Source organism: Morganella sp. HMSC11D09 (assembly GCF_001807955.1).
GTDB lineage: Bacteria > Pseudomonadota > Gammaproteobacteria > Enterobacterales > Enterobacteriaceae > Morganella > Morganella morganii.
The window spans coordinates 1-1,703 of sequence record NZ_KV791663.1; the positions used below are offsets into that span (position 1 = coordinate 1).

3 protein-coding genes are annotated in these 1,703 nt (G+C 42.9%); all 3 read left to right on the plus strand.

Annotated elements, in window-relative coordinates; translation table 11 throughout:
* Nucleotides 1-58 precede the first annotated feature (58 nt).
* The gene (locus HMPREF3119_RS05670) at nt 59-430 is read left to right on the plus strand and encodes a hypothetical protein (RefSeq protein WP_070578847.1); all 372 of its coding nucleotides are present in this window, start codon (nt 59-61) and stop codon (nt 428-430) included.
* Entirely contained in the window at nt 430-705 is a 276-nt protein-coding gene (locus tag HMPREF3119_RS05675; RefSeq protein ID WP_070578851.1) for a phiTE_015 family protein, read from the plus strand. The genes HMPREF3119_RS05670 and HMPREF3119_RS05675 overlap by 1 nt, the downstream gene beginning before the upstream one ends.
* Before the next feature lie 90 nt (nt 706-795).
* Nucleotides 796-1,650 (plus strand): hypothetical protein, encoded by an 855-nt coding sequence (locus tag HMPREF3119_RS05680; protein ID WP_139144832.1) that lies wholly within the window; start codon nt 796-798, stop codon nt 1,648-1,650.
* Nucleotides 1,651-1,703: the final 53 nt, after the last annotated feature.

Sequence of the window (1,703 nt, forward strand, 5' to 3'; positions counted from 1 at the left end):
AACCCCACCGTTTCAGGATGAAGCGTAATGAAGGGATGCTGATAACAGAGGAATGAATATGAAAAGTGAATATGTGATGCACAGACAAGTGATGAAATTTGTCACGCCAGAACCAGACCCGAAAGATATCTGTAACCTTTGTGGTGGTTATGTCGGGAAAGATAATTTAATTCAAGGACAGGCGGCAAATATCTGTTTTGACTGCTCGGATTTAGCGAAGAAGTTAGCAGATGAAAAGCGGAAAGAAATAGCTGAAAAGGAAATTCAGCAAATGGCAAAAGACTTGTCACTGCAAAATATAACCACCGGCAAAGGAAACGTTGGTATTGCTGACACAGGCATGGCAACTGCTTATATGTATGCCGATCGCCTATATAAAGCCGGGTACAGAAAATCAGCGCCAGTAATTAAGCAGATTCAGGAGGGGTGATGGATATATCACGGCAGCAGTTTGAAGAATTTATTAAATTACATACCGACCCTAAAGAATTAAAAGACAGGTTGGTTATGGTTAATGCCGGAAAGAATTACCGCAATGTGCAGACTGATTTAATGTGGATTGCATGGAAAGAATCGCGCAGTGCATTAAAATTAGTCGGCTATATTTCTCCTGTTGGTTTGGTGAATATAAGAAGAAACCAGCCTGTATTAATAACCCAGTATAAATCAAAGTCAACCATACCACTCTATCACTTAGATAAATAACCATGACCATAATCGGATTTGTATTACTACTGGTAATGCACGGCTCTACTGTGCCTGTAATTCGCCTCTGACAATTCAGGAATAATCAATATGGTTTTATTTAACGAAAGGCCACCTTTTGAAAAGGCATGGCTCTCTACCTCATTCCGCGTAGTTATGGCCGGGATGGGTGATGATACGGTAATGCTCATTGCTGAAATGTATAAACGCGGATATGAACCGGATGAGATTATATTTTGTGATACCGGCTCTGAGTTCGAGCACACCTATAATTTTATTGGCTGGCTGAGAAGCTGGTGCAATGAAAGGAAGTGGTCAAAAGTTGTTGTGTTGAGAAAGTGGGATAAAGACGGCGAGCCACTGAGTGTCATTGAGACAGCAGAGAAAAACAACACGCTGCCACCTGCTGCATTCGGCAGTAAATCATGCTCACTGCGATTTAAAGTCGAGACGGCCGACAAGTATTTTCATAATCACCCTGAATGCTTAAAGGCATGGGGAGTTGAGAAAAAAGGCGTTCCGCTGGATTCTCACACAGGAAGTATTCTGCGTATTATCGGCATTAACGCCGATGAGCCGCAACGTGCCGAACGATGGAAGCCAGAGCATAAATGGGTGCAAGTGTTTCCGCTGGTTGACTGGAATATCGGAGAGAAAGAATCATCAGCGGTTGAGGAAGTCGGCCTGTATTATCCGGGTAAATCATCATGTATCTGCTGCCCTCACCTTACCGGTTCTGAATTAATCATGTTACGCGACAGATACCCGGAAGATTTCGGACGTATTATCGCGATGGAAAATAATTATATTCGACACGAACTCCGGCCAGATTCAACAACAAAGGGAATGTGCCGCAGGAAAACAATAAATCAGAAAATAGATGAATACGAGCGTGACCAACTGGATATTGCAGAAGGTCAGTGTCAGTTGTGTTTATTACAGTGAGAGCCGCGCAGTGCAAATGAAGACTGTGCGGAATGTTGAATTAGTGTGTGCGG

Bases quoted from the DNA above. Each gene is read 5' to 3' on its own strand.
- HMPREF3119_RS05670 (WP_070578847.1), top strand. From the start codon at position 59: ATGAAAAGTGAATATGTGATGCACAGACAAGTGATGAAATTTGTCACG.
- HMPREF3119_RS05675 (WP_070578851.1), top strand. From the start codon at position 430: ATGGATATATCACGGCAGCAGTTTGAAGAATTTATTAAATTACATACC.
- HMPREF3119_RS05680 (WP_139144832.1), top strand. From the start codon at position 796: ATGGTTTTATTTAACGAAAGGCCACCTTTTGAAAAGGCATGGCTCTCT.